The organism is Rhodococcus sp. IEGM 1370 (assembly GCF_033142325.1).
Taxonomy (GTDB): domain Bacteria; phylum Actinomycetota; class Actinomycetes; order Mycobacteriales; family Mycobacteriaceae; genus Rhodococcoides.
Genome location: NZ_JAWLRY010000030.1, coordinates 14,337 through 38,116 on the forward strand (window position 1 = coordinate 14,337; position 23,780 = coordinate 38,116).

At 61.2% G+C, this 23,780-nt stretch carries 23 protein-coding genes; 9 read left to right on the top strand and 14 right to left on the bottom strand.

Going from position 1 to position 23,780, the window contains the following annotated elements; all coding sequences use genetic code 11:
• The first annotated feature begins 849 nt into the window (after nt 1-849).
• Complete coding sequence (locus R4P47_RS23570; protein ID WP_317785923.1) at nt 850-1,083, top strand: hypothetical protein; 234 nt, start codon at nt 850-852, stop codon at nt 1,081-1,083.
• A 73-nt stretch (nt 1,084-1,156) separates the two neighbouring features.
• Here the strand turns inward: R4P47_RS23570 and R4P47_RS23575 are convergent, their stop codons facing one another.
• Complete coding sequence (locus R4P47_RS23575; protein ID WP_317785924.1) at nt 1,157-1,732, bottom strand: hypothetical protein; 576 nt, start codon at nt 1,730-1,732, stop codon at nt 1,157-1,159.
• A 47-nt stretch (nt 1,733-1,779) separates the two neighbouring features.
• The gene (locus tag R4P47_RS23580) at nt 1,780-2,952 is read right to left on the bottom strand and encodes an ATP-binding protein (protein ID WP_317785925.1); all 1,173 of its coding nucleotides are present in this window, start codon (nt 2,950-2,952) and stop codon (nt 1,780-1,782) included.
• Between the two features lie 268 nt (nt 2,953-3,220).
• Between R4P47_RS23580 and R4P47_RS23585 the strand changes: the two genes are divergently transcribed.
• A complete protein-coding gene (locus R4P47_RS23585) occupies nt 3,221-3,658 on the top strand; it encodes a hypothetical protein (RefSeq protein ID WP_317785926.1) in 438 nt (145 codons plus the stop codon).
• 526 nt (nt 3,659-4,184) lie between these two features.
• A complete protein-coding gene (locus R4P47_RS23590) occupies nt 4,185-4,343 on the top strand; it encodes a hypothetical protein (protein ID WP_317785927.1) in 159 nt (52 codons plus the stop codon).
• A 23-nt stretch (nt 4,344-4,366) separates the two neighbouring features.
• Here the strand turns inward: R4P47_RS23590 and R4P47_RS23595 are convergent, their stop codons facing one another.
• On the bottom strand, nt 4,367-4,699 hold the full coding sequence (locus R4P47_RS23595; protein WP_317785928.1) for a hypothetical protein: 333 nt from the start codon (nt 4,697-4,699) through the stop codon (nt 4,367-4,369).
• Between the two features lie 303 nt (nt 4,700-5,002).
• On the opposite strand from R4P47_RS23595, the gene R4P47_RS23600 reads away from it, so the two are divergent.
• The 3 genes from R4P47_RS23600 to istB all read left to right on the top strand — a co-directional run bounded on the left by R4P47_RS23600 (nt 5,003) and on the right by istB (nt 7,696).
• The gene (locus R4P47_RS23600) at nt 5,003-5,275 is read left to right on the top strand and encodes a hypothetical protein (protein ID WP_317785929.1); all 273 of its coding nucleotides are present in this window, start codon (nt 5,003-5,005) and stop codon (nt 5,273-5,275) included.
• 97 nt (nt 5,276-5,372) lie between these two features.
• Nucleotides 5,373-6,890, top strand: coding sequence for an IS21 family transposase (gene istA / locus R4P47_RS23605; protein WP_317785930.1), 1,518 nt, complete (start codon nt 5,373-5,375; stop codon nt 6,888-6,890).
• Nucleotides 6,887-7,696: an IS21-like element helper ATPase IstB gene (istB, locus tag R4P47_RS23610; protein WP_064688244.1), complete on the top strand. Its 810-nt coding sequence runs from the start codon at nt 6,887-6,889 to the stop codon at nt 7,694-7,696. Before istA ends, istB begins: the two co-directional genes overlap by 4 nt.
• Nucleotides 7,697-8,060: 364 nt before the next feature.
• Here istB and R4P47_RS23615 read toward each other — a convergent pair whose 3' ends face one another.
• Nucleotides 8,061-9,542, bottom strand: a complete 1,482-nt coding sequence (locus tag R4P47_RS23615; protein WP_317785931.1) for an MFS transporter — start codon at nt 9,540-9,542, stop codon at nt 8,061-8,063.
• Between the two features lie 470 nt (nt 9,543-10,012).
• Between R4P47_RS23615 and R4P47_RS23620 the strand changes: the two genes are divergently transcribed.
• Nucleotides 10,013-10,801 carry a glucose 1-dehydrogenase gene (locus R4P47_RS23620; protein ID WP_317785932.1) on the top strand — a complete coding sequence of 263 codons (789 nt, stop codon included), beginning with the start codon at nt 10,013-10,015 and terminating at the stop codon, nt 10,799-10,801.
• A gap of 395 nt (nt 10,802-11,196) precedes the next feature.
• Here R4P47_RS23620 and fdhA read toward each other — a convergent pair whose 3' ends face one another.
• The 5 genes from fdhA to R4P47_RS23645 form a co-directional block, all read right to left on the bottom strand.
• Complete coding sequence (fdhA, locus tag R4P47_RS23625; protein WP_317785933.1) at nt 11,197-12,414, bottom strand: formaldehyde dehydrogenase, glutathione-independent; 1,218 nt, start codon at nt 12,412-12,414, stop codon at nt 11,197-11,199.
• A gap of 36 nt (nt 12,415-12,450) precedes the next feature.
• Entirely contained in the window at nt 12,451-13,386 is a 936-nt protein-coding gene (locus R4P47_RS23630; RefSeq protein ID WP_317785934.1) for a PDR/VanB family oxidoreductase, read from the bottom strand.
• Between the two features lie 72 nt (nt 13,387-13,458).
• On the bottom strand, nt 13,459-14,730 hold the full coding sequence (locus R4P47_RS23635) for a cytochrome P450 (protein WP_317785935.1): 1,272 nt from the start codon (nt 14,728-14,730) through the stop codon (nt 13,459-13,461).
• Between the two features lie 12 nt (nt 14,731-14,742).
• Nucleotides 14,743-15,909: a serine hydrolase domain-containing protein gene (locus R4P47_RS23640; RefSeq protein WP_317785936.1), complete on the bottom strand. Its 1,167-nt coding sequence runs from the start codon at nt 15,907-15,909 to the stop codon at nt 14,743-14,745.
• 32 nt (nt 15,910-15,941) lie between these two features.
• Nucleotides 15,942-16,751: an SDR family NAD(P)-dependent oxidoreductase gene (locus R4P47_RS23645; RefSeq protein ID WP_317785937.1), complete on the bottom strand. Its 810-nt coding sequence runs from the start codon at nt 16,749-16,751 to the stop codon at nt 15,942-15,944.
• Between the two features lie 140 nt (nt 16,752-16,891).
• Here R4P47_RS23645 and R4P47_RS23650 point away from each other — a divergent pair, with 140 nt between their 5' ends.
• Entirely contained in the window at nt 16,892-17,575 is a 684-nt protein-coding gene (locus R4P47_RS23650; protein WP_317785943.1) for a TetR/AcrR family transcriptional regulator, read from the top strand.
• Here R4P47_RS23650 and R4P47_RS23655 read toward each other — a convergent pair.
• From R4P47_RS23655 to R4P47_RS23665, 3 genes are read right to left on the bottom strand one after another with little or no spacing between them, the layout of a single operon-like run.
• Nucleotides 17,562-18,053: an HtaA domain-containing protein gene (locus R4P47_RS23655; RefSeq protein ID WP_317785938.1), complete on the bottom strand. Its 492-nt coding sequence runs from the start codon at nt 18,051-18,053 to the stop codon at nt 17,562-17,564. The two genes, R4P47_RS23650 and R4P47_RS23655, sit on opposite strands and share 14 nt — an antisense overlap.
• Nucleotides 18,050-19,018, bottom strand: coding sequence for a PDR/VanB family oxidoreductase (locus tag R4P47_RS23660; protein WP_317785939.1), 969 nt, complete (start codon nt 19,016-19,018; stop codon nt 18,050-18,052). Before R4P47_RS23660 ends, R4P47_RS23655 begins: the two co-directional genes overlap by 4 nt.
• A gap of 1 nt (nt 19,019) precedes the next feature.
• On the bottom strand, nt 19,020-20,141 hold the full coding sequence (locus tag R4P47_RS23665) for an aromatic ring-hydroxylating dioxygenase subunit alpha (protein ID WP_317785940.1): 1,122 nt from the start codon (nt 20,139-20,141) through the stop codon (nt 19,020-19,022).
• 120 nt (nt 20,142-20,261) lie between these two features.
• Between R4P47_RS23665 and R4P47_RS23670 the strand changes: the two genes are divergently transcribed.
• Entirely contained in the window at nt 20,262-20,885 is a 624-nt protein-coding gene (locus R4P47_RS23670) for a PadR family transcriptional regulator (protein WP_317785941.1), read from the top strand.
• 46 nt (nt 20,886-20,931) lie between these two features.
• Here the strand turns inward: R4P47_RS23670 and R4P47_RS23675 are convergent, their stop codons facing one another.
• Both R4P47_RS23675 and R4P47_RS23680 read right to left on the bottom strand, forming a co-directional pair.
• Nucleotides 20,932-22,386 carry an NAD-dependent succinate-semialdehyde dehydrogenase gene (locus R4P47_RS23675; RefSeq protein WP_317785942.1) on the bottom strand — a complete coding sequence of 485 codons (1,455 nt, stop codon included), beginning with the start codon at nt 22,384-22,386 and terminating at the stop codon, nt 20,932-20,934.
• Nucleotides 22,387-22,707: 321 nt separating this feature from the next.
• On the bottom strand, nt 22,708-23,748 hold the full coding sequence (locus R4P47_RS23680; protein WP_317785944.1) for an MFS transporter: 1,041 nt from the start codon (nt 23,746-23,748) through the stop codon (nt 22,708-22,710).
• Between the last annotated feature and the right edge of the window lie 32 nt (nt 23,749-23,780).

Genomic DNA, 23,780 nt, shown 5'->3' on the forward strand with positions numbered 1-23,780 from the left:
TACGGGCACAGAAACGATCAACCCCAGGCCGAGGCCAGGCGCACTTACAGAATGTCACCACCAGCACGACTGCCTACGGGCACAGAAACCATGCCCACAGTTCCTGCATAGCGATCGCCACGCCTTGTCACCACCAGCACGACTGCCTACGGGCACAGAAACGGCAACTGCCTGCGCCAGTGGACCTGCCTGATCAGCCGTCACCACCAGCACGACTGCCTACGGGCACAGAAACGGAACAAGTCCTCGAGGTCGAACGACCCACCGACTTGTCACCACCAGCACGACTGCCTACGGGCACAGAAACGATCAACCCCAGGCCGAGGCCAGGCGCACTTACAGAATGTCACCACCAGCACGACTGCCTACCGGCGCCTGCGCCGGGGCCCGGCTTGCTACCGTGAACTGAAAGTTCTCACGACCGGCACGACTGCCTACGGGCACAGAAACGCGCCGTTTGGCTGCTTGCGCCAATGCATCTACTGTCACCACCAGCACGAACGCCTACGGGCTTAGAAACTTTAGGTCGCGGTCCAAATCGGTGACACAGATAAATGTCACATCCGCACGACTGCCTTAAGGCACCAGAGCCAGGTCCCGGCTTGCTACCGTGAAGTGTGGGCCTATGCCGACACTACCTAGCACCTCCTTGCAGGTAGAAGTAGCTTTCGTAGACACGGATACCCGTTACAAGCAGAGTGGTTATTCGCAGAACATGCAAATAACAGAACTACTACCTGACATAAAATCGGCGTATCGGCGTATCGGCGTATCGGCGTATCGGCACAGCGGAGAGGTCAGTGCCCGAGTGTGCCCAGCGCGAAGTCCGACAGTCATAGACTTCCCCTCATGGATGGGCTCGACTTCGGAATGCCGAAGACATACAAGAACCGCAGCGGCAACGACGTCACCGAATGGCCGGATGGCCTCAAGCTCGTTCGCTTCGCCGACGGCCGGGTCAAGGTCGGCCGCCAGGGATCCGTTCTCCGTGGTGGCACACGCGGAGTCACTGCCCAGGAGTTCCGCGCAGGGAGCAACCCCACCGCGCATGTCATTGCTGCGTTCGACAACCCGGAGAACTAGGTCCCGTTGCGCGCCCGAGCTGGACGGGCGGGGTTGCTACCGGGGGCGAGAAATTCGATGCGCGGGCCCGCGATCATCTGAACCACGTTTCGGGAGCATGTGCCGGTGGGCCGATCTTGCCGTCGTCGATGATGTATTCGCCCGGGTAGGGGCGGTTGGCAGCAGGACGCTCACGATCGGGTATTTCCACCAGAAAGTTGTTCTCGCGCAGTCGTGATGGCCTGTAGGCGCCGGCGAACGTGATCATGACTGCGCCGCCGCGGCCGGATGGCCCGCCGGCGAGTGATTCCCGTCCGGTGTTGAACGTTTCGGCGATGTCGCGGCCGTCGTTCCCCACGGTGATGCTGCCATCGTGGTGGAGCTCGACGAAGGTGCCGTTGTCCGCGGCCACCGTGGCCGCTGTGGCCTGCCCGGCCTGTGGATCGAGGTCGACGGCAAAATCGGGAATCTTGCGTGCACCGCTGGGCGGGTCCACGTCGAGTTCTCGGCCGACACGGAGGGTCACGTACTGACCCAACGCGGTGTGCCTGCCAGTGTCTGCGATCTCCCAGAGATGCTTCCTGGAAGCAACTTTGACGCGGCCGTCGAGAAAGATGCTGATCCAGTCGCGTCCGTTGGAGAGCACGACACGTTTGCTGTTGGGTGCCATCGCTACAGGATCGTGCACAGAGCTGCGCTGGGCAATCGCAGGGCTTTTCAGTCGGTGGGCTGGCGCCGGATGAAGTCCGACATGCCAGGTACGGTGAACGCGATCCGGCCGTGTTCGGGGGACCAGATCAGGCCTTTGCGGATCAGGGAGTCTCTGACATCGCTGACGCCCGTCGTGGTCACGCCCATTGCCGCGGCGACGACTCCCGAGCGCGGTGCGTCGTCTGCGGCGAGCGCTATGGCACGCATGTAGCGACGTTCCCTGTCGGAGGGGCGATTCCATCGTGAGGGGAAGAACCCCTCGTCCAGTGCTCGTCGTCCTTCCTCGACGGCGAGGTGGGCATCGTCCTCGTCGAATACTGCTGTTGCTGCGACGTTCCAGACGGCTTTGCCGTATTCCTGCAGGAAGTACGGGTACCCGCCGCTGGCCTCGACCAGAAGGGCCAGGGCGTCTGGGGTGAAGGACCCGCCGCGCTGGTTGACGGGGATCTCCAGTGCTTCAGCGGCATCGGCCGGTATCAGGGGGCCGATGGTGCTGTAGGCGAACTGCCGCTCTGCGTAGGATCGGTTGTCGGCGAGCACCGACGGAAGGTTGGGCAGGCCCGCGCCGATGACGAAGAACGGCCACTCTCGCTGGCTGGCCCGATGCTGTACCGAGAGCAGCGCGCCGAGGAGGTCGGAGTCGAGGTCTTGCATCTCGTCGATGAACAGCCCGAACGCGGTGCCCTTCTTCTTCATTGCGGCGCTGATTGCCTCGACGAGTTCTTCCAGGTCGATGTCGATGTCTCCGCTGGCGGCACCGCGATCGAGTGACAATTCGACTTTCGCCGGTCCCAGGCCGACACCGAGGGTGAACCCGCGGGCGAGGGAGATCAGGTGATCGAGCGCCTTCTGCATCTGGTGTTTACGGCTGAACCTGCGCAGGCCGGCGGCGAGTTCGGCTCCGAGTTTGGCGCGCACGGCGCTGACGCCGGACTCGTTTGGCCGTGCTTCGAGGCCGATCGTCAACCAACCTTGACGTTCGGCGTGTTCCGACAGGTTGTTGAGCAGGGTGGTTTTGCCGACCCCGCGCAGGCCGGACAGGATCATGCCTCGGTCGTAGTTGCGGTTCTTGCTCCGGGCCACCAGCAGATCGAACTCTTGGCGTTGGCGGGTGCGTCCTTCGAGTGCGGGTGGGCGCAGGCCCGATCCAGGCTTGAACGGGTTCAGAGCTGGGTCCATATGGAGAACTATAGCAATTTATGGTCAAGCGCCCATAAACATCAATAGATACCCATAGATTGCTGACCCCGATTGGGCAGGCCTCATCACTGCCGGGCTCGACAGCCGAACGCAAATAGCATTTGCTGCACTTATCGCGATCAGGTGTTGACACTGGTTGCTGCCGTGTGTGTCGCTTATTGCGAGCAGCCGGGGGCGGCTGCTGCACGAACGGCAGGAGAATGCAATGGCGGTGTTGGTCAATACATCCCGCACAGTCGGTCCCGACATGAGCGAGGCAGACAAGGCCCGCTACACCGTGGGAATCTGGCCGTTCCATCGCAGCCAGACGATCGCCGACATCGAGTCGTACGCGGACATCATCATCGGTGTCACGAGCGGAGTAATCACGGTCGACAAGGCCGTCTCGAAAGTCGTACCGTCGACCGCTGACTCGAACCGGTGGGAAGTCCTCACCGAGGAGGACGCCACCCTCGACGAGCGGGCCCAAGGTCTCTTGGGGCAGCGTCTGTCACCGGACTTCGCGTGGAAGCCCGGACAGGGCTGGCCGGTCAAGCTCTTCGATACCGACTCGATTCTCGAAGCCCACCGGGCGGGACCTCCGGAGGTCAGCCTCGGGGGATACAGGTTGAGCGTCGACGCCGACGGTATCGCGCATCTGCACATGCCTCGTGGTGGCGACGTCCATATCCACGCAGGTGCGTGATGGCAAAGTGTGCGAGGTGACAGTTGCGCGGCGATCACCGGTCCAACGAATGGTTTTCGAAGTCGACGACACCGATCCGATCCACATGCGGTGTGTGGGGGTTTACGCGGAAGACGTCGCGCGCGAGCGAGCGGCGGAGATGAACTGCGCAAGACCTGCTGACAGTGGACGTGGGCTGAGGTTCGTCGTATCGGACGCACTACCGCTCGTTGCAGTCGGCGGGTTCGAGTTGACCGTCAACGACGGACACGCTCATCTCTACCCACCACCGCACACGACCGTCATTGTCCACTCGCACAGCTGAGCAGCATTGTGCAAGAAGAATTTACATGATTTATGGTGGCAGTCCGGCAACGTTTGAGTCCGCTATGGAGGTCTTCGAATTCCTCGACGGTGCGCCGTCGACCCGCCTACCCCCGAGGGGTGAGGCGTCGCGGATCATTCGAGCAGATGCCCGCAGCAGTGTCTGCGACACGCTCGCTCGTACGTCCAGTCCTCGCACGGTGGCCGGGTGCATGATCGGACGATGGCGACCGTCCTCGACAGTGCCGGCCTGGACCGGCTCACTGCTGCAGTCCTGGCGTTGAACCCGCGGTCACGTGAGCGGCGCTGGGTCAGCCTGAGCTTGGCGATCGTCGACGCAGTCTGCGTGCCATTTTCGAGCTGGACTGACTACGTTCGGTGATCAAGATGGTGGGCGTTGCGGCGTCATTTGCGCTCGTCTGTTTCGACTTGCTGATCAGCGTGGCTGGTCTTTCTGGCCCGCCTCTGTGCGCTGACCTGGTCATCTTTGACCCGCATGATTCTCTCGGCTTGTTCTAGCGTCAGAACATCCCATTCGATACGTTCCCAGATTGATCGATGCCAATCGGGGGTGGGCTCGTCCCAGCTCTTCGTTCCGGGCGAATACATCCGGTACGAACCCAAGTTGTGATCCAGGTCCATCCGGACCAAGAACGTGTTGTGGTCATGGTGGAAGGCGGTCTTCGCCGCGTCTGGGTGATAGTCGTACGCCAGGTAGTCGAACGAAGGATCAACCATGTGAATTTCCTCTTCCGATTCAAGTCGGGATGTAGAAGGGTTGGCCGTGGGGTTCCGCTTGGCAGATTTGATCTCTCGCCGCCACTCCCGCGATGGTCTCGATGTCCCCCTTGAGGGAGTTCGCACCCCATGCACGTTCCAGATCGTCGAGGTCGACGCTACCTTCCACGTATCATCCGGCGACTGGGGCAGGCTCTGCCCATTCTGGTCGTCGTGCCGTGCTCGTCGGTGATCTCACCGATCAGTTCTTCAGCCCGTTGGTTAAAGTACGGCAACCTAATCACCAGAGAGAACTCAACATCGATGGCAGAAAAGAAGCAGAACAAGCGCAGATGGATTGTCGGCGCAGCATTGCTCGTGATCCTCTTGATCCTGGGCTTAGCTGGGAGCTGCATGGTCTCAGAGCGAACCGCCCTCGGATGGAAGGACGATGACTACCTTTTCCGTCAGTGGGTCGGGGAGATCGTCTCGATAGAGATCAATTCCTTCGCCGGCGACAGCGTCGTCGTCGTGTCCGTGGCCATGAAAAAGTACCCACTGGTGGCCAGGTCGAGGTCCCCACTGGTGGCCAACTGAAAGTCCCCACCCCGTGTTCGTCGTGTCGATCAGGAACTTCTGGCCCGAGCGGTGACGGTGAAGGTGCCAACCACACCGCACCGCCCGGGGAGTTCCATTGAAGTCTGCGAAGGAACGCATGGACATCATTTCCGCTTACCGCGAAGTCGGGTCGTACCGAGGAGCCGCCGAACTCGTCGGCACCACCCACAAGACCGTCAAACGCACCATCGACAAGTTCGAAGCCGATCAGGCCGGCCAATCACCACCGCAGCGGGCCGAGCGTGAACGCAACTACGCCGCCGTCACCGACCTGGTAGCCGAACGGGTCGACAAATCTCAGGGCAGAATCTCGGCGAAACGGATCCTGCCGATCGCCCGCAAGGCCGGCTACACCGGTTCGGACCGCAACTTCCGCCGCCTGGTGGCCGAGGAGAAGCAACGCTGGCGCACCGACCATCACCGCGGCCGCCGGCCCGCGGTGTGGGCACCGGGTGACTACCTGATCATCGACTGGGCCACCGTGGGCGGTCTGCACCTGTTCTGCGCTGTCATGGCGTACTCGCGGTGGCGGTTCGCTGCATTCGGCACCGACGAGAAGGCCACCACCACAATGGTATTGATCGCCGAAGCACTCGCCACTGTTGGAGGTGTCCCGCGCAAAGTCCTCGCCGACCGCATGGCATGCCTCAAAGGCGGAGTCGTCGCGAACGTCGTCATCCCCACCCCGGACTACGTCCGCTTCGCTGCTCATTACGGGTTCGCGCCGGACTTCTGCCACGCGAACGACCCACAATCGAAAGGAGTGGTGGAAAACCTCGTCGGCTACGCCCAACGCGATCTCGCTGTCCCGTTGCTCACCGAAGCAGCCGTCGCCGGCACCACCGTCGACGTCCATACCGCCAACGTCGCCGCGAAACTCTGGTGCACGGAAGTCAACGCCCGCATCCATTCGGAGATATGCGCGGTCCCGAACGACAGACTCGACCAAGAGCGAGAGCTGTTGTCGCTCTTGCCATCGCTACGACTGGAGATCGGTCCACCACCGGTCACCCGTAAAGTCGACCGCCTGTCCTGCGTGCGGTTCGCGTCCGCGCGCTACTCGGTGCCCGTCCGGTTGATCGGCGCGACGGTCACCCTCGTCCAGACCGAGGGACGGTTGGTGGTCGTCGAGCCGGCCACCGGTGAGGTCGTCGCCGAACACGACCTGGGTCAGCCGGGCACCGCTTCGGTAGTCGACGCCCACTACGGCGGTGCCCGACCCGCGCCCCATCGCGGTCCCAGGCCAAGAACCACTGTCGAGCAACAGTTCTGCGCACTCGGACCCGAAGCAGAAGCAATCCTTGTCGGTGCCGCCGCGATCGGCAACACCAGACTCGGATCCGAACTCGAAATCCTGCTGGCACTCGGTGCGGCGCACGGCACCGCGCAGTTGGTGGCAGCGTTGACCCGGGCGGTGGCCTTCCGCCGATTTCGGGCCGCCGATGTTCGATCGATCCTCGCTGCCGGTGCCGGAGCGCCGCAGCCCAGGCCTGCCGGGGACGCGTTGATCCTGGACCTACCGACCGCACCGACACGCTCACTCGATGCCTACGCCATCCGGCCGCCTGCCGCCGATACGCAGGTGCCGTCATGACCGACACCACCACCACAGTGGCGAAGCCTCCGAAGACTGCTGCACCCCAGCATGTTCCCGATCTCGCAGCCGATCTCGACGCCGGACTGCGGCGCCTGAAACTGGCTGCGATCCGCCGGACCGCACCGGAGGTGCTGATCACCGCGAAAACACAACGCTGGACCCCGGAAGAAGTGCTGCGGACGCTGATCGAGTCCGAACTCGCAGCACGCGATGCCTCCAACATCGTCAACCGACTCAAAGCAGCGGCGTTCCCGGTGACCAAAACGTTGGAGTCCTTCGACGTCGCCGCGTCGTCGATCCAACCGAAAGTGTTCGACTACCTCTCCAGCCTGGAATGGGTTCGGACACAGTCGAACCTGGCGATGATCGGACCCGCCGGGACAGGCAAATCGCACACCTTGATCGGACTCGGAGTCGCCGCCGTCCACGCCGGCCACAAGGTCCGCTACTTCACCGCCGCTGACCTCGTCGAAACCCTGTATCGCGGCTTGGCCGACAACACCGTCGGCAAGATCATCGAATCACTGCTGCGAGTCGACCTGATCATCATCGACGAAATGGGCTTCGCCCCGCTCGACGACACCGGCACCCAGTTGCTGTTCCGTCTCGTCGCCGGTGCCTACGAACGCCGCTCGTTGGCGATCGGATCGCACTGGCCGTTCGAGCAGTGGGGACGATTCCTGCCCGAGCACACCACCGCCGCCTCGATCCTCGACCGGCTTCTCCACCACGCCACCATCGTCGTCACCGACGGCGAGTCCTACCGCATGAAAGACGCACAACACCGAAAGGACCGCCCCTGACAAACCGGAAACATCAACACGGACCGGGGACTTTCACCTGGCCACCAGCGGGGACATCAACTTGGCCATTGACACCTCATTCGCACCTGGTTCTTCGCGGACCGCCGAACCTGTGGGGATAACTGTCACCACGGGGCGCTACCGCCGTTTGAACAGGGGAGCTGACGTGTGTGGTCCCGGGACATGTGTGACACAACGTCACCAGGACATGGTTAACGCTCTCGAGTCGCGGCAAGAACGGCGTTCGAGCACTCCCGCAGCCGTGAGTATCAATTGAACCGGTGACCCGGTCGACAGCCCACCGGGAATGCGGCGATGCCGCAAGATGCGGGCTGGTCTGAAGCAAGTCCACCGCGCGTTGCGATCAGTGCGCCCGGGCACTTGATCGAGCTAAGCTGACCTGCTTGGATAAGGTAGCGCCGGCCACGAGGGGGATGAGCGCCACGACCGCCGCAGCCAAGAACCCCATGCTGAAGTTTGAAGCTTGGGGCAGGGGATCGGTTGCGCTGGTTCCGAACCCAATGATTGCGGCGTAGACGGCAGTGCCCACGGCCCCTGACGCCAGGGAAATGCTGACGTATAGCGACGCGGTTCCGGCCGCCGATTCGCGAGGCGCTTGCGATGCAATCACGGAAACGGCAACGGTGAGCAGCGCCGAAAAGGCGAGACCGTACAGGAATATACTGACGGCAGTACCGAGAATTGATGTGTGGAAAAAATACAGCGAGATACATGACAGGCAGAGCAGAAGTCCGCTGCCGAAAAGTAGATACTTCGGTGAGGCGTGTCCGAGTGCCCGGGGCATGAATCGGCCCGCGATAATCCCGCTCACGGTCATTGGTGCAAAAAGCAGTCCAGCCATCAGCGGTGAAAGTCCAAACCCGTATCCCCCTGCTGCCGGGGTCTGGGCCCACCCCATCACGAAGTTCAGTACCAGAATACCGACAACGCCCAGCGCCACGAAAACACCATATGCGGGAAGCACTTTCGAACTCAAAACAAGCGAGGTATCAACAAGTGGATGCGGGTTACGTGATTCCCAGTAGAGCCCCAAGGTGATACCGATGATTCCTGCGATCGTGAACACGAGTGTCGGTGTCGATGTCAGGCCCCATGTAGTGCTTTGACTGACACCCAGGCACACGCTTGTCAGTGAGATTCCTATGACGAGGAGACCGACGATATTGAGGTTCTTTTTATGCCCCAGTCGTTGGCTGGCAGTATCCGAGTCCGAGCCCCAGCGGTACATCGCAAAGAGTCCTGCCAGCGTAAGTAGACCTCCTACCCAAAAAGTCATGCGCCAGGAAGCCCCAAGGGCTATGAGGGCACCACCCAGGCCAAACCCGATGGTGATGCCGACGGCTTGCCCGCCCGCAATCACTCCCACTGCGCGATTTCGATCGATAGGCGACAACCGGTCGTTCATTATCGCGATGAATAGTGCCTGCGCAGCTACAACTCCGGTCAACGCTCGCCCAATCAGCAGGAACGAAAACGACGTTGCCAGGGCGGATACTGCATATCCTGCGACGATAACCCCGGCGCAGCTCAAAATGACTCGTCGGTGCCCGAACACGTCACCGGTCTTTGCTAGCAGAGCTGTGGAGATTGCACCCATCAGCAAGGTCGACAGTAGTGTCCACGACACTTGAGAAGGTGTGAGGTTGAGGTCCGCGCTCATTGACGCATAAAGCGGAATAGCCATCAAGGCGCCCACCTCGCCTAGTAATTGCAGCACCGAGAACGTAAAGGCCATGTAGAGACCCGCGCGCTTCCAGTCGAGGAGTTGTGACGACGAGGCAGATTGTCTTGCGTGAGAGGGTGTCGTCTCTGAAGTCGGTTTCATGACTGTGACTTTCTGGCTTGGCCTGCCCGGCACGCCATGGGCAGAGCTTGTTCGAGGCTGAGGGGCGTGGGCGGCGGCGAACGAACAGCGAGGCACTCCGTTCGGATGCAGTGACCCGAGAGGCAAGACGGGAGAATCAATCGAGCACGAGAATCGCGATAGCGCGAGATCGACAGGCAGCGAATGGAGTTGGTACTCATCGAAGTAGGTTGAGCCGTGTCGGTCGTCACATACACTACCCAGTGGAGCTCGTCACCGCAAGACTGGACACGGATCTAGTTTTTTTGGTCTTAAAACTAGACGCATGTTTACTTATGCACGTAGGATCCACAATCGGTGACGAGCCGGTACATAGTTACGTCAAACGCGACGACACGGCGCCCTCACGACTCGTGGGGAATGACGTCAATTTGCCATCGGTCTGCACCACCGTTACTGGAATTCGATTAACGATCACTCGAAGGAAGAGCATGACCATCACATATAACTTTACCGACAAAGTCGTCCTGATCACTGGCGGTGGGTCCGGGATCGGCCTGGAAACAGCCCGCGCATTCGGGCTGGCGGGAGCACGAGTGGCGGTAGCCGATATCTCTGCCGACAACGGCAACAAGGCGGTCGCCGACATTCGAGCCGCCGGTGGCATCGCCGACTATTTCCGAGTCGACGTCGGCGATGATGACAGTGTGAGGTCGATGGTTGATGCCGTGGTCAGCGTCTTCGGCGGACTCGACATTGCCCACAACAACGCTGGAATCGAAGGACGGAACGTTCCATTGTGCGATGTGCCTTCAGACAACTGGCGAAGGGTGATCGACGTGGATCTGTCATCGGTCTTCTATTGCTTGAAAGCAGAGATCCCAGCCATGATTGCTCGCGGAGGGGGTGTCATCGTGAATACAGCCTCAGCATCGGGCCTCATAGGCGGTTACAATCTATCCGCCTATACGGCAGCTAAGCATGGAGTCGTCGGACTTACCAAGGCAGCTGCGATGGATTACGGAAGCCAGAATATTCGTATTAATGCACTGTGCCCCGGACCCATAGATACTCCATTTATTGACGACCTCCCCAGCAATTTCCGCGAACGCCTCGTTTTCGCTACGCCTCTAGGCCGCCTCGGATCGGCGAAGGAACTCGCCCAAGCAGTGATGTGGTTGTGTTCCGAGGGTTCAACATACGTCACGGGCCATGCCCTGGCGGTCGACGGTGGCACGGTTCTGGGGGGCACCGGAACGCGCTTCGACGATCTGATCTGAGTCGAACTGAGCGCACTTGAACCGTACGTGCCCGCTGGTATCAGCGAGGCGCGACGGTTACAGGCCCCAAAACCTGTACGAACCTTGCTCATGTGCGTTTTGCGCAAAGTACCCGAGCGGGTGCGGGAAGGTGCAATCAAGCGCGCCAATGTGTCTATCGCAACGGCGAGTATACAGATCTGCATTTCTATGCTGGTGTCAATGCGGCGGCTAGTGAGACGCGTTGATGTACGCGTCAATTCTGTCGCGTCCTCAGAGGAATGACAACGGCGTGAACGAGCATCAACATCATATCGCCGTAGGTCAGTCGTTGGAGAGCGTAGGAATCTGCGATACCTATAACCCCGGTGAATCTCATGCTGTCACTCAGGGGCTAACACCTGGGAAGACTACAATCACGCTCCGATCAGACCGTTGGGGTCAATGACGAATTTCTGAGCGACGCCACTATCGAACTCCGCATATCCTCGGGGTGCTTCATCGAGGGAAATGACCGATGCGTTGACCGCACGGGCGATGTGGACTCGGTCTCGAAGGATCGCGTTCATGAGTTCGCGGTGATAGCTCATCACCGGACATTGCCCGGTTGCGAACGACAAGGACTTCGCCCACCCAGTGCCGAGGCTCAATGACAGTGACCCATGTTTTGCGGCGTCGTCCGATGCTCCGGGGTCTCCGGTGACGTACAGCCCGGGGATACCGATACCGCCGCCAGCAGTAGTGATATCCATCAGCGAGTTCAAGACTGCAGCGGGTTTCTCGGTACCTGCTTCTCCGCCGTGTCCGCGTGCTTCGAAGCCTACGGCGTCGATGGCCGCATCGACTTCGGGTACACCCAGGATGTGCTCGATCTGCTGCTGCGGTGATCCTTCCGCCACATTCACGGTCTCGCACCCGAAGCTTCGGGCTTGGGACAGGCGGTCCTCGTTGAGGTCTCCCACGATGACAGCCGATGCGCCGAGCAGTTGCGCGCTCACGGCCGCAGCCAGCCCTACGGGGCCTGCTCCTGCCACGTACACCGTTGATCCGGCCCGCACCCCAGCGGTGACGGCACCGTGATATCCGGTGGGGAAGATGTCCGACAGCATGGTCAGATCTAAGATCTTCTCGAGTGCCTGGTCTTTGTCCGGAAACTTCAGCAGATTGAAGTCCGCGTAGGGCGCCATCACGTACTCCGCTTGTCCTCCTACCCATCCACCCATGTCGACGTAGCCGAATGCAGAACCCGGGCGATCGGGATTGACGTTGAGGCAGATACCGGTTTTACGTTCTTTGCAGTTGCGGCACCGACCGCACGCGATGTTGAACGGTACCGAGCACAGGTCGCCGACCTTGATGAACTCGACATCGCGGCCCACTTCGATGACCTCACCGGTGATTTCGTGGCCGAGGACAAGCCCTTCGGGTGCGGTGGTGCGGCCTCGAACCATGTGTTGGTCGCTTCCGCAGATGTTGGTAGCCACCACCTTGAGGATGACTCCGTGCTCACATTTACGGCCGATGTTGCCGGGATTGACCCCGGGGCCGTCGTGAAGTTCGAGTTTCGGGAAGTCGATCTGTCGCACCTCTACCTTCCCGTTGCCGACATAGGTGACTGCGCGGTTCGTGCTCATCTAGCGAAACTCCTTGGGTTGTGTGCGCTGTACGAACTAGAGGTCGAGCACGAGTCGACGCGAGCACGGCCGAGAGACGCAGATGAACATGGACTCCTGCGCGTCTTTCTCATCCTGTGTCAACAAAGAATCTCGGTGATCGGCCTGGCCTTCGAGTATCGGGGTCTCGCAGCTCCCGCAGGTTCCTTCCCGGCACGATGACAGCACGCTGATGCCGGCTTCCTCGACGACGTCGAGTACGGAGCGGTCCGGAGGAACGGTCAGTGTCATGCCCGACTGAGCCAGCTCGATCTCGAAACTGGTGCCGGCCGGGTCCGGTGTGAACGCTGCGCCACGGAACCGTTCCATGTTGACCGATCCCGAAGGCCAAGACTGGCAGTAGGTTTCGATGGCATCCAGTAGCGGAGCGGGGCCGCAGGTGTAAATTGCACGGTCTGGGTTGTGCGATCCCAGGACAGAGGGCAGGTCCAGGTGCCCGAACTCGTCTTGAGGGCGCACATGCACCGATGGTCGGTATGTGTTCTCGAGCTCGTCCACGTAGGCCATCGAGTGCCGCGTGCGGCCGCCGTAGAGCAGCTCGAAGGGTTTGCCGCGCTGGTGGGCCGCCGCGATCATCGGTATCAGCGGGGTTATTCCGATTCCTCCGGCGATGAAGAGGTACTCGTCGGCATCTTGTAGTTCGAAGTTGTTTCGCGGACCTACGACTTCGAGTCGGTCGCCGACCTGCAAACTTTCGTGTACTGCTAGTGAGCCACCGCGGCTTTCGGGTTCTCTGAGGACGGCAACGGTGTAAGCAGATCGATCACTGGGGTCACCGCACAAAGAGTATTGACGCACGATTCCCGGTGCGACCGCAAGATCGAGGTGTGCTCCCGGCGCCCAGGCGGGAAGCTCTTCGTTCTGTGGGTGTCGAAGTGTCAGCTGCACAACAGAATCGGCTACCGTGGTGCGCTCGGACAAGGAGAGATCCATGGTGTGCTCTGAGTGAGTCGACTGTGTCGAGTCTGCGTACGTCGTGTGCATCTGAAGTCCTTCGGGGCGTTGCTAGCGGTCGGTGCTGTCGGATGAATCCCATGTCGCCGTGAGACTGCGGCGAATCGGGAGCATGATCATCGGCAGGAAGTCTTGGGTAGCGTCCGGAGCGATTCGCAGGCTGGGCAGACGCTCGAGTAGCACTCTGATACCTGCGGTGCCTTGTGTGCGTCCCAGGGGCTGGCCCAGACAGGTGTGACGACCTTTGGTGAACGCGAAATGGTCTGTGGGCTCGTCGCGGTGGATATTCCACTGTTTGGGGTCGGGGTAGTGGTCGGGGTCGTTGTTGGCGCTGGCCAAGGCCACCCAGACCATGTCGCCGGCAGGGATTGTCACCCCGGATAGTTCGACGTCCTGGGTGGCTTGGCGTGAGGCGAACGGCGCCGAGGGGCGGCGGCGCAATGTTTCCTCGAACACGGTTGGCCACAGCGCGGGATCGTCTTGCACTTCTGCGAGTTGCTCTTCGTTGCGGGAGAGGAAAATGAGCGCATTCGCCATCCCTTGCGCTGTGGTGTCGGTTCCAGCTGCCGAGAACTCGCACAAGTGCAAGGCGACGCGTTCGTCGGAGAGGGCTGGTTCACCGTCTCGGTTCTTCGCGGAAGCCATCACGGATATGAGGTCGGTCTCGGTGCTCTCTCGGCGCTCACGCACGATCTCCCGAAGCCTGTTCTGCGCTGCGGTGTACCGAGTCCACACCTCCGTTCGGCGCGGTTCCTCCATCGGCTCACGCCCACTCGCTAGTACCGCGAAATGGTCGTCACGCAGCTGACGCATCATCGGTTCGAGTTCTGCGGGCAGCTTCATCAAGGCCATCAGGGTCTGGGTGGTGAGCTCGAGGCAGTACTCCTCCATCAGCTCGGCGGTTCCACGGTCGGCGAAGCTGTCGATGATGCGATGGGCTCGTTCGACGATTTCGGGTTCGAGTGCGTCGATGACGGGCTTGAGAAATCCGCGCTGTGCGATTCGCCGCATCTCGGTATGAATAGGTGGGTCCATGCTGATGGAGATGTGGGACATCAAGTGCGAGGTAACGGACGAGGTGAACTCCTCGGGTACGGGAATACTGCCTCCGTTCCCTTTGCACGAGAATGCCTTCCAGTCCATCAGGACCTTCTCCACATCGTCGCGTCCGGTGACGACCCAAGTGCCGAGTAGATCGTGCCAAAAAATGGGTTCCTCGGTTCGTGTCCGCTCGAACATCGACGCGGGGTCGAGCAGTGCAGCTGGGCTCAGTGGGTCGAACTCCGGCGGTACCGGGGGGCGTGCTGCGAATGTGTCGGTCATCGTGGATCCAATTCAGAGGGCGGTGGCCGTGGCCATGGTGGACAACCGCTGGAAGCGCGCGAGGTTGTCGCCTTCCTCCATGACTCCAGCGGTCAGACAGACGAAGGTGAGATTTCGTTCCGGATCGACCCAGAACAGGGTCGATCCGGCGCCGTAGTTTCCGTGGGTCCGCGGGCTGGCTGCGGCACCGAAGAACGTGGGGTACACGCCTTCACCGCGCAGCGCGAAACCAAGTCCGAAGTTCCCCGGAGGCACGTCCCAGCCGCGGGCTTGGCACAGCATTGCGTACAAGTCGTTCGGAGCGGTTCCGGTCTGCAGGGTGGTCGCGAGATCGAGGATTCCGGGGGAGAGGATGCGGACGCCGTCGAGTTCACCTCCGCGCCGTATCATCTCGGCGAATCGGAGCACGTCACCTGCAGTGGAAACTGCACCGACCCAGGGCATTTCAGTGCCTTCGACGACAATGTCCTGCATGATTTCGATGTCGGACGACTTCAGCCAGCCACCGGGTGGGAAGTATGCCTTGATCGGCACCATCCGGTCGGTCCAGGCTTTGGGCGCTCCCAGCGCAGTGCTGTGCATCTTCAGCGGTTCGAAAAGCTCTTTGGTGAGCAATTCGGAGTAACTGCTGTAGCCGCTGACTCGCCTCACTACCTCGCCGAGGAGAGCGTGATTGAGAGTCGGTGAGTAGTTGAACGTTCCGCCGGGTTCGCCGACGACGTCGAGTTGGCAGATGGCGTCGATGGTCGCCTCGAGGTTGCCGAGTTCGGAGTACGGCAACGGTGTGGGTGTGACGACGAGTCCCGCACGGTGGGTAAGCAAATGGCCGATATTGACGCGATCTTTCTTCGCAGCACGGAAAGGATCGCGGCCGACGAATTCGGGGATGACATCGACGACGCGCGTGGTCAGGTCCAACTGGCCGCGGTCGATGGCCTGAAGCACCAGAATGTTGGTGAATGCCTTGGTCATGGAGAAGATCCAGAAGACGTCGTCGAGGCTGGAGGTGCGGCCCGAGCTGCGATCGGCGAAACCGATAGCCTCATGGAGGCCGATCTCACCGTGTCGCGCGACCGCGATGACAGCGCCGTCGTAGTTGCCTGCTTCGATGTCGTTCGTGATGGAACGGCGAAGCCGGTCGAGGGCAGCCTGATCGAGTGAAGCTGGAGTGGTGCTCATGAAGATTCCTTATGTCTCGGGGTCGGCCTGACTTACATGTAGAGGCCGCCGGAGGGCGACAACGTCTGTCCTGTGTAGAACTTGCTGTCGTCGCAGGCGAGGAACAGCATGGTGGCCGCCAAGTCTTCGGGTGTGGCCAAGTGAGAGATCAGTTGGATTCCGGCGATGGAGTCGACGATCTCGTCGGGCTGTGCGCGTAGGAGCGGTGTGTCGACAGCCCCGGGGCACACGGCGTTGACGCGGATGTCGTACGGAGCCAATTCACCTGCGGCAGCGCGTGTCATGCCCAGCACCCCGGCCTTCGAAGCGGGGTAGTAGAGAGGCATGGGCGTACCGACCAACGCCGACACACTGGAGATGTTGACGATGGAGCCGCCGCCGGAGCGTTTGAGCAGTGGCGCTGCTTCGCGGATGGTGTAGAACGGGCCTTTGAGGTTGACCGCCAGGACGCGGTCGAAGTGCTCGTCGGTGACGCCGGAGAGGAAGTCCGGATGGTATGCCTCGCCGCGTTTGCCTGCCGCGAAGGCTTCTACGTTGATATCGACCAGCCGTTGGTTCTCCTCGCGCGTCGGTGCGTTGATGCCGGCAGCATTCACCAGCACGTGCAGTGCGCCATAGCGGCTTTCGACGTGGGCGAATGCCTCGCGGACCGCTGCACTGTCCGAGACGTCCAGCGCGATGCTTTCACCGTTGTCGATGCCCGCCAGGACTTCCTTGACGTTCCCTTCCGAGATGTCGGCTCCGATGACTGTTGCGCCGTTCTCCGCGAACAGCCGGGCGGTTGCTGCGCCGATGCCGGACCCTGCTCCGGTAATGAAGGCAACTTTTCCTGCGAGTTTCATCGAGTGGGCTCCTCGGTGGTGGTTTGAAAGGCCGATGTAAGTGGCGTAGGCCACAACTGTATCAAAAAATAGACTCGTGTCTAGTTTTTTCAATTTTTTGGCACATTTCCGGCGAACGCTCCGCAGGCGGGGCCGATACTATGAACGCCGTGAGGACCGCCGAGAACGAGAGATCCGCTGCACCGCCGCCCGCACCCAAAGCAGGCAAGAAAGGGGCGACGCGCGCACGGATCATCGAGCGCGCGATTCCCCTGTTTTCCGAGTTCGGTTACGACAAGATCACCATGGAGTCGATCGCCAAAGCGGCCGGGATCAGCCGCGCCAACATCTACCTGCATTTCAGTGCGAAGGCAGAGCTGGTCGCTGCGATGCTCGAACAGCTCAGCCCTGCTGTCGTCGCCAGCTACGCCGAGCTCGACCGGCTCGATCCATCCGATGTTGTCGGCGTTCGTCGTTGGGTCGAGACCAACTCTAGATTGTGGATCGAACGCCGCCATCAACTTGAAACTCTCGAACACGCCCTGGCGGTCGAACCCCTCGTGTCCGATCGGTGGTACCGGACACTGTCAGATGCGGCCGATGCGATGTCTCGGTTTCTCGATCGCCACAGCGATGGCTCTCACCGGCGCCGCGTAGCGAAAATGGCTGTTCTGACCATGATGATGGGCTTCGAACGGACTCTGTATTTCACGTATGTCCGCAACTGCGGAGCCGATGAATCCGACACCATCGACGCTCTGGCCGCACAATGGACGGCGGTTCTCACCGGTGCCACACTAGCGCGGCCCTCCCGTTCGGCCGGGGTTCTGTTCAGCGCACAATGACGGGATCCAAATCCGTTCCGCTGGGGTAGTTTCCACCGAACACAGCCGAACCCGGTTCGGTCAGAACCGCTGACCATCGCCGCTCGGATGAGCTGCCGGTGGTAGAAGCAGCATCATCCATAGGAGTCAGTCGAGCCAGCACGAGACGGTGGTTTCGCTTCGGCCAGTGCGCCGGATCGACGATTGTCAGGACCGGATCGCCGGAGTTGTGTTCGATACCAGGATCAGCAATCAGGACATCGAGCATTCCCCCGTGTCCTGCAATGCGCACGATGCCGCAAAATGCGAGCTCACTGTGCCGATCGGCTGTGCGATCGGCACCGGGGAAGGTGAAATAGCTACCGTCTCCGAGGTAAGCACCGTCGAATGTTGCGTGCGCCCCGTCCGGGAGACCTGAGATGTAGCGAATGAAGCTTCGCCGGATTCCCCAGGTCAGTCCGACCTGGGGTAGAGGTAGATCGTGCGGGTCCGGACTCATGGAATGTTGAGAGTCAGGACGGCCGGGCCACCTGCTCCTGCGACTCGCGAGACGCAGGAGCACAGCTTGCGGCAGGTGTTCTTCTGGTCTTCACTGAAGAAGACGTCGCGATGGTCCACTGCACCCTGGACGTCGAGTATGTCGACCTGGCACAATCCGCACTCGCCTTTTCTGCAGTCGAACATCATGTCGGCTCCGGCGCGTTCGAGCGCGTCGAGCAGCGAATCGCCTGTGCCGACCGTGGTTTCGATACCGAGTCGCGGTATCGACACTGTGAACTCTTGCGCCTCGAACCAGCCGCTGTTGCCGAACGTCTCGTATCGCAGGTTCGGTAGCGGTAGGCCCCGGTCGAGCCATGTTCGCCGCACTGCGTCCATCAGCCGGATCGGCCCGCACATGTACAGCTCCACCGCATGATCGATATCGGCCACCACGGCCGAGACGTCGAGTCCGGTTCCTTCGTCGTCGACATGCAGAACGAGTCTGTTTCCGTGTGCTGCAGCAAGTTCGGGGAGGAACGCCATAGCTGCCCGGCTGCGACCGACGTAGTGGAACCGGTAATCCGCGCCGACTCTGCGGAGGGCTGCGGCCATTGCGGCCATAGCGGTGATACCGATTCCGCCGGCGAGCAGCACGTACCGCGGGGCGCCGATGCGGAGAGGAAAGTTCTGCAGAGGTGCGGTCACGGACAGTTCGTCGCCGGGCACGAGGGTGTGCATGAACCGTGACCCCCCGCGTGAGGTCGGAGACAAGTGCACTCCCAACGTCACGCTCTTACCGTCATTTGCTCCCGAGACGATCGAGTAGGAGCGGACCTCTCCGGTGTCGATCTCGACGTCGACGTGAGAGCCAGGTGTGACGCGGTGCGCCTGTTCGGTTCCGATGACGATCTTCGCGATGCGTTCGGCAGCGGGCTCGACGGACAGTATTGTGCCGCGTTGCCAGGTGATCTTGTTGTCGGTCATATCATTTCACCGCCCCGGCAGCAAACGCATCGAGATTGGCGGTGTGTGCGCGTTCGGTTTCGATCATTCGCTGGATGATGCGGCGAACCCACATCCCGCCGGCGTCGATGTTCAGGTTGTAGAACTCGTGATCGGGGTTGGCCTCGATGGCAATCTGCTGTGCGGTGAGCATTGCCTCGTCCTCCCCGAAGACCCCGTGGACGCCGTCTCGTAGCTGTGTGGTGATCGTCTGGCTCTCGAGACGATAGTTGCGCATGAAGGCCCAGAAATACAGGGCCGTCTTCTCGCTGACGGGTGTGATGGTGTTCATCACGAAGCCGTTCACCCCCTGGCTTCGATCTCCCTCGGGCGCTCCGGTGCCGGCCTTTGCGACACCGACGTCGATGCGGATCGTCCCTGGAGCTTGGAACTCGATGATCTGCCAGCGGTCGACCTTGCCGACGAAGTCCGGGAACTTGTCACGCATGTTCTTGAGCCAGAACGGTGGAGCGTCGATGTTGTGCATCCAACGTGTGACGGTGACCGTTCGTTCGTCGTGGGTGACCTCGAAGTCGGATTCGCTGAGTTCGTCTTGGCCGATCGTGGACGAATGGACGAACTCTTCGTGGGTGAGGTCCATGAGATTGTCCAGTACCAGTTGCCAGTTGGCGTTCACGTCGATGGTGCGTCCATCTCCGGCCCAGTCTGCTGAGTCCATCTGGAACATGTCGGGAATCAGACCCGGATCGGCGAGGGTGGGGTCTCCCGGCCAGACCCAGACGTAGCGGTAGCGCTGTTCGACCGGAAACGACGAGACCATGGCGGAGGGATTGATGGTGTCCTGAGCGGGCATGCTCGTGCATCGTCCGGCAGAGTTGTACCGCAGTCCGTGATAGGGGCACTGGATTTCGTCGGCCCCGACGCGAGTCCCTTTCGAGAGTGGGGCGAGCCGATGCCAGCACGCATCGGCCAGCGCGACCGGCCTCCCGTCCGCCGTGCGATAGAGAGCCATGGGTTTTCCTGCGATCGTGCGTGAGATCAACCCCGTGGGGGTCAATTCGTAATCCCAGGCAGCGACGTACCAGGCATTGAGGGGGTAGGCCATGTTCTTGGCGGTCGCCCCGCCCGGTCCGAGATCGGTCATCGAAAGTCCTCGTCGTGTTGCGGTCCGAAATAACTACCAAGATAGTCATTGAGTGATGTGACGCACACACTATCTACGGATATAGTGTTTCGCAAGACGCCGCCGGACGATCGGGGAAACATGAGTCTTCGTTACGCATTACTGGCCCTGCTCACCGCGGGCCCTGTGACCGGTTATGACGCAGCGAAGAGATTCGGCGGCTCCGTCGGACACGTCTGGCACGCACCGGATTCACAGATCTATCCGGAACTACGACGTATGCAGACCGACGGGTTGATCGAAGGTGAGCAGGTCCGCTGGGGCCCGCGCAGCACCAAGACGCGGTACCACATCACCGCATCCGGGGTACAGGACTTCCGGCGCTGGATGTGCACGCCCCTCGACCACGCGCCGGAACGCGACGCACACCACATGCAGGCTGCGTATCTGGAATGGGCGGACCCAGACGCGGCGCGATTGATCCTGCGTACGCATATTTCGTATTACACCGAGCAGGTCGCTCTGCTTACCACCGTCCGAGATGGGATACGGTCTCGGACCGATCCCGCGATTCGGCGTCGGCTCGAGGCTCGCCCCGAGTCGGAGCACGAGAGAATCATTGCCTACAAGGCGTACAGCTATTCGGGGATGATCGCACGTGGCAAGTCCGAGATCGACTGGGCGATTGCCGGACTCGAGCTGATCGACCAGCTCAATCCTGTGACACCCCTCGACGACACCTCTTTCCAACCGGCACTAGGTTGATCGCCCGCGAGCGGAAAGGTCGAGAGTTCCCGCCCGAGGCGGGTACCTACTGCAACGCAATGTATTTGGTGTCGAGATACTCTTCGATTCCTTCGGTTCCGCCTTCACGACCGAATCCGGATTCCTTGACACCGCCGAAGGGTGCGGCCGCGTCGGAAATGATCCCGCGGTTGATTCCCACCATCCCTGAGTCCAGGGCCGCAGAGACCCTCATCGCGCGATCGAGGTTTTCGGTGAAGATGTAGGAGGCCAGCCCGAACCGGGTGTCGTTGGCTGCTGCGATCGCGGTTTCCTCCGAGTCGAACCCGACTATCGCTGCCACCGGCCCGAAGATTTCCTCGCGCAGCAAATTCGCCGTATGGGGTACCTCGTCCAGCACGGTCGGGGAGTAGAAGAAGCCCGGTCCGTCGAGTACACGGCCGCCGGTGCGAATCCGGGCACCTTTGGATGCGGCGTCGTCGACCAAAGCTGAGACGGTTCGGCGCTGTCTGTCGTTGATCAAGGGTCCGATATCGGTGTCTGCATGGGTACCGCTCCCGACGGTCAGCGCCTCGATGCGCGCGGTGAGCTTCATGGTGAACTGTTCGCGTACCGGGTTTGCGACGTAGATGCGGTTGGCTGCGGTGCAGGCTTCGCCTGTGTTGCGCATCTTGGCCAGCATTGTTCCCTCGACTGCTGCATCGATGTCGGCGTCGTCGAAGACGATCAGCGGTGCGTTGCCTCCTAGCTCCATGGACGTGCGGAGCATACGGTCAGCAGCTTCGGCGACGAGTAATTTGCCTACTCCGGTCGAACCGGTGAATGTCACCTTCCGTAGGCGGGGGTCTGCTATCAGCGGTCTGCTCAGGCTTCCGGCGTCGGATGTCGGCAGGATCGAGAGCACGCCGCCGGGGAGGCCTGCGTCGGCGAAGACCTGCCCGAGGAGCAGCATCGTCAGGGGAGTGTCTTCGGCGGGCTTGACCAGTACCGTGCATCCGGCGGCGAGCGCGGGGGCGATCTTGCGGGTGCCCATGGCGAGAGGAAAATTCCACGGGGTGATGGCAAGGACCGGTCCCACCGGGTTCTTGGTCACCAGTATTCGTCCGGTGCCGGCCGGCGCAGGGGAGTAGCGGCCGCTGATACGTACCGCTTCTTCACTGAACCACCGCAGGAATTCCGCGCCGTACTTGACCTCGCCGCGGCTCTCGGCCAGCGACTTACCCATTTCGAGGGTTATCAACAATGCAAAATCTTCGGCGCGTGAGTGCAACAGGTCGAACGCGCGGCGCAAGATCTCCGATCGTTCGCGCGCAGGGGTCGCTGCCCACATCGCGTGAGCTGAGGCAGCATGGTCCAGTGCTCGTAGTCCGTCGGTAGGGGTCGCATCGGCTACCGAGGTCAGCTTTTGGCCGGTTGCGGGATCGAGCACGCCGAACCGCGCACCGGTCGAAGCGGGCGTCTGTTTTCCGGCGAGCCAGAGGTCCGTTGGCAGGGACGAGATCAGGTCGGATGCGCGTGTCATGCAATTCCTTGTAGTCGGTCGGTCAGGTAGGCGTCCTAGCCGCGCCGTGTCAGTGAGGCGGCCCCGCCGGCGGATCGTGCTTTCGGGTACCGATTCGTCCTTTGCGCCAAGTCCGTTCTGCGGCAGCGGCACACGAATTGATCCCGCGGGACCACCTCGTGTGCCGTGCATACAGAGAACGGGCCTTCACCCGGGGGAAACGATTCGATCACGGTGTCGATGTCCGACTATCGGCGTCCACACGGGCCGATCGTTGCGAACTCAGCGTGTCTGTTTTCCTCGTGGTGTCGGATGCTCGGGCGTCCTCGGTGTCGGGAACTGTCAGCCGGCGGTCGATGGGGTGACGGCCAGGCTTGGCTCTCGGTCACTCGACGCGGCCGCGATCTTCACCAGTTGGAGGAGGCAGAACATCGAAATGAGCAACGTGACAGCGATGGCAACCGCGATCGAGTACGAGCTCCCGGTTCCGCGGAGCAGCAAGGTGGCCACCAAGGGCATCAGCCCGGACCCGATCACGTTTGCCATCTGGTAGCCCAGCGACATTCCGGTGTAACGGATGCTGGGGTCGAAACTGTCCGCGAACAGGGCCGGTTGGGCACCGTAAGCACTGGTGAAGAGCACGCCCATGCCGATCACGTACCCGGAGACGATCCACCAGGGCTCACCTGTGTTGACAGTCCAGAAGAGCAAGAATGTCGCGAGAACGGCAGCAAGCGGTCCGACAGTCATGATGATGCGACGGCCGTAGCGATCCGAGAGGTGGCCGCCCAACAGAATCACCGGGATCTGGATCAGGCATGTCGCGAGGATGGCGACCAACGTGACGGAACTGGAGACGCCGTGCTCGTTTCGGGCATAACCGACGAGGTAGGTCAGCGCAATGATGCTGAAAGCGCCGTAGCCGAGAAAGCCGCCGCAGACCAAGAGCACCGGTTTGAGATGGTCCCGCAGTACCGTAGCAATCGGCACTTTGACTTCTGCACCCTCTCGTTTGATGACCGCGAACTCGGGGGACTCAGCGATTTTCAGACGGACGATGAGGCCCAGTCCAACCAACAATGCACTGAGTACGAACGGAATGCGCCACCCCCATGCGAGGAACTGCTCGTCTGGCAACAGCGTCACCGAGAGGAACGCGGCATTCCCCATCAAGGTACCGACGGCCGGCCCGACCTGTGGAACGGATGCGAAAAATCCGCGGCGTTCGGGCTCGGCGTACTCGAATGCCATGAGTATCGCCCCGCCCCATTCTCCACCGAAAGCAATACCTTGAACCAGCCGCAGGGTCACCAGCGCGACTGCCGCCCATACACCGATTGAATCACCCCGGCGTGTCCGGAGACTTCGTTCTTTGGGAAGGATGGAGTCATGTCGTCAGGATCGCAGAAGAGGTA

Excerpts from the sequence above, each read along its gene's own strand:
- R4P47_RS23570 (WP_317785923.1), top strand. The coding sequence starts at position 850 with ATGGATGGGCTCGACTTCGGAATGCCGAAGACATACAAGAACCGCAGC.
- R4P47_RS23575 (WP_317785924.1), bottom strand. The coding sequence starts at position 1,732 with ATGGCACCCAACAGCAAACGTGTCGTGCTCTCCAACGGACGCGACTGG.
- R4P47_RS23580 (WP_317785925.1), bottom strand. The coding sequence starts at position 2,952 with ATGGACCCAGCTCTGAACCCGTTCAAGCCTGGATCGGGCCTGCGCCCA.
- R4P47_RS23585 (WP_317785926.1), top strand. The coding sequence starts at position 3,221 with ATGAGCGAGGCAGACAAGGCCCGCTACACCGTGGGAATCTGGCCGTTC.
- R4P47_RS23590 (WP_317785927.1), top strand. The coding sequence starts at position 4,185 with ATGGCGACCGTCCTCGACAGTGCCGGCCTGGACCGGCTCACTGCTGCA.
- R4P47_RS23595 (WP_317785928.1), bottom strand. The coding sequence starts at position 4,699 with ATGGTTGATCCTTCGTTCGACTACCTGGCGTACGACTATCACCCAGAC.
- R4P47_RS23600 (WP_317785929.1), top strand. The coding sequence starts at position 5,003 with ATGGCAGAAAAGAAGCAGAACAAGCGCAGATGGATTGTCGGCGCAGCA.
- istB (WP_064688244.1), top strand. The coding sequence starts at position 6,887 with ATGACCGACACCACCACCACAGTGGCGAAGCCTCCGAAGACTGCTGCA.
- R4P47_RS23615 (WP_317785931.1), bottom strand. The coding sequence starts at position 9,542 with ATGAAACCGACTTCAGAGACGACACCCTCTCACGCAAGACAATCTGCC.
- R4P47_RS23620 (WP_317785932.1), top strand. The coding sequence starts at position 10,013 with ATGACCATCACATATAACTTTACCGACAAAGTCGTCCTGATCACTGGC.
- fdhA (WP_317785933.1), bottom strand. The coding sequence starts at position 12,414 with ATGAGCACGAACCGCGCAGTCACCTATGTCGGCAACGGGAAGGTAGAG.
- R4P47_RS23630 (WP_317785934.1), bottom strand. The coding sequence starts at position 13,386 with ATGGATCTCTCCTTGTCCGAGCGCACCACGGTAGCCGATTCTGTTGTG.
- R4P47_RS23635 (WP_317785935.1), bottom strand. The coding sequence starts at position 14,730 with ATGACCGACACATTCGCAGCACGCCCCCCGGTACCGCCGGAGTTCGAC.
- R4P47_RS23640 (WP_317785936.1), bottom strand. The coding sequence starts at position 15,909 with ATGAGCACCACTCCAGCTTCACTCGATCAGGCTGCCCTCGACCGGCTT.
- R4P47_RS23645 (WP_317785937.1), bottom strand. The coding sequence starts at position 16,751 with ATGAAACTCGCAGGAAAAGTTGCCTTCATTACCGGAGCAGGGTCCGGC.
- R4P47_RS23650 (WP_317785943.1), top strand. The coding sequence starts at position 16,892 with ATGAACGCCGTGAGGACCGCCGAGAACGAGAGATCCGCTGCACCGCCG.
- R4P47_RS23655 (WP_317785938.1), bottom strand. The coding sequence starts at position 18,053 with ATGAGTCCGGACCCGCACGATCTACCTCTACCCCAGGTCGGACTGACC.
- R4P47_RS23660 (WP_317785939.1), bottom strand. The coding sequence starts at position 19,018 with ATGACCGACAACAAGATCACCTGGCAACGCGGCACAATACTGTCCGTC.
- R4P47_RS23665 (WP_317785940.1), bottom strand. The coding sequence starts at position 20,141 with ATGACCGATCTCGGACCGGGCGGGGCGACCGCCAAGAACATGGCCTAC.
- R4P47_RS23670 (WP_317785941.1), top strand. The coding sequence starts at position 20,262 with ATGAGTCTTCGTTACGCATTACTGGCCCTGCTCACCGCGGGCCCTGTG.
- R4P47_RS23675 (WP_317785942.1), bottom strand. The coding sequence starts at position 22,386 with ATGACACGCGCATCCGACCTGATCTCGTCCCTGCCAACGGACCTCTGG.